Raw genomic sequence first — 2,177 nt, 5'->3', positions numbered from 1 at the left:
ATCAATCATTATGGTGAGGTGACAATCTCTTTTCTTAATTAAAGCTTCTATTAGATAAAGCTATCTTTCAAAAAGCCTTGTTGGCCCAATAGCACAAAACCTTTTCTGGAAGTGCGGAATGCAAGCTAAAATCATATTTTGTCTCACCGGTGGCCTATATTGTGCTGACCGTCTTTTTGCTCATCTCCGGCTGGTTCTTTTCATCCAGTTTCTTTCTGATCAATCAGGCCACCCTGCGCGGCGGATTCAACATTATTCCGCTTATCTTCCTCTTTTTTGCCCCGGCTATTACTATGCGGCTTATCTCTGAAGAGAAGAAGTCCGGCACCATCGAACTCTTGGTCACGATGCCGGTCAGGGATAGCGAGATTATCCTGGGCAAGTTTTTTGCGGCCATGGCTTTACTGAGTGTAGCTGTGTTACTCACCTTCCCCTACGCCATTATTATCTCTTTCCTGGGTGATTTAGATTGGGGGCCGGTGATGGGTGGTTATCTGGGGCTTATCCTGATGGGGGCAGCCTATCTGGCGATTGGCCTCTTTGCCTCCAGCCTGACCGAAAACCAGGTGGTGGCCTTTATTGTTGCCCTTCTCTTTGCCTTTACTCTTTTTATGCTCGACAAGGTGCTTATGTTCGTGCCTCAGGGGCTGGTATCGATCCTGGAATATCTTTCCATCGAATACCATTTTACTAACATCTCACGGGGGGTAATAGACTCCAGGGACATCATCTACTATCTTTCCCTTATTATCTTTAGCCTGCTTCTGGCGGTCAGGGGGCTGGGCAGCAGAAGGTGGCGCTAATTCGATGGCGGAATGCAGAAGGCGGATTTCGGATTAAGGCATAAGGATAGCAAGACAACCGAGATATATACGCATGTCAGTATAAAAAGTTTAGGCAAGATAAAAAGTCCTTTGGACACTTTGAAGATTGAGGAGAAAAGGAGGCTGTGGATTGACAAAAAATATTAGTAAGAGGGTTTTCTGGTATTTCAGTCAGAATCGGGATAAACGAAACAAGTTCGTCTAACAACCCTAAATTTAAGGGGATAAACGAACTCGGTTCGCTTATAAACAAGTTGTACGCAATTTCATCCATAGATATAAGGAGCTAAAGCAATGGTAGAAACATATAAAGGACAAAAGATGATGGAAAAAGCAGAAGAGATCCAGGAATTCTGGGCCTACGATCTGAAACAATCAGTGAATTCAGATGTAACATTGTTGGATAATGTGCAATTTATCTATGAACTGTCATTGGCACAATTGGAATTAAGGGCATTAGGCGTTGATTTTGTTGCCACAAATGGATTAAGAGAATTCAAAATCAGTAATAAATCAAATGAGTTAGACGAGGAATTGATAAAGAAAACAGCATATTTAAAATCCGTTGGTAAAAGATTTTCTGATTATCTTCAAATAATTCAAAGGAACAGGACAAGATCCGTAAATCAATATCTTACCCATTGGATTTACCCTTACAAAGGCAAGTTTCATCCTCAGATGATTAGGGCACTTTTGTTATGGCTTTAGTCCAGCAATGTCTATTTCCTGTTGAAGACGTTAAGGTTCAAAAACATCAAAACAGGAAGAATCACAATCAGTATTTTACCCCAGAGTTCGCAGTAGAAAAAGCTCTCTCGCTAGTTCCAGATTCAAGAATTGAGAACATAATAGACCCCGCAGTGGGTAATGGTGTATTCCTTAAAATCGCTGCAAAAAAATGGACGAAAGTAAGGCTATTTGGGGTGGATATAGACAAAGAGGTCATTGGCAAACTTAAGAAATCTGCTTTCCAAAATGCTATCTTCTTTTGTGGTGATGCTCTTCTACGGGAAACTTGGCGAAGAAACGAGTTTCAAAGTATAATCTCGAAGGGTGGATTTGACCTTGTCGTAGGCAATCCTCCATTCAGCAGTTGGTTTCACAGAATTGCTACATCACAAATTCTCTCAAATTATAAATTAGCCCACAGGAACGGCAAACTTATGCGAAGCCAAGCGGTAGAAATTCTTTTCTTAGAGATATTTATAACTTTATGTAGACATAACGGATTTGTAATAATTGTATTACCTGATGGCATATTGTCAAACCCTCAGTATAAGTATATAAGAACGTTTATACTTCAAGAAACAGAGGTCAGATATATTATAAGTTTGCCACGAAACATTTTTGAAG

4 protein-coding genes are annotated in these 2,177 nt (G+C 40.5%); all 4 read left to right on the top strand.

Annotation, left to right across the window (positions count from 1 at the left end; translation table 11 throughout):
* Positions 1–161 precede the first annotated feature (161 nt).
* On the top strand, positions 162–803 hold the full coding sequence (locus tag AB1797_14015; protein MEW5768702.1) for an ABC transporter permease subunit: 642 nt from the start codon (positions 162–164) through the stop codon (positions 801–803).
* A 12-nt stretch (positions 804–815) separates the two neighbouring features.
* The gene (locus tag AB1797_14010; GenBank protein MEW5768701.1) at positions 816–971 is read left to right on the top strand and encodes a hypothetical protein; all 156 of its coding nucleotides are present in this window, start codon (positions 816–818) and stop codon (positions 969–971) included.
* A gap of 147 nt (positions 972–1,118) precedes the next feature.
* Complete coding sequence (locus AB1797_14005; protein MEW5768700.1) at positions 1,119–1,532, top strand: hypothetical protein; 414 nt, start codon at positions 1,119–1,121, stop codon at positions 1,530–1,532.
* A partial coding sequence (locus AB1797_14000; GenBank protein MEW5768699.1) for an N-6 DNA methylase occupies positions 1,523–2,177 on the top strand: 655 nt, incomplete at its 3' end. The genes AB1797_14005 and AB1797_14000, both read left to right, overlap by 10 nt.

It is taken from the genome of bacterium, assembly GCA_040753085.1.
Lineage (GTDB): Bacteria > UBA9089 > JASEGY01 > JASEGY01 > JASEGY01 > JASEGY01.
This window is presented reverse-complemented; position numbering and strand designations above follow the sequence as displayed.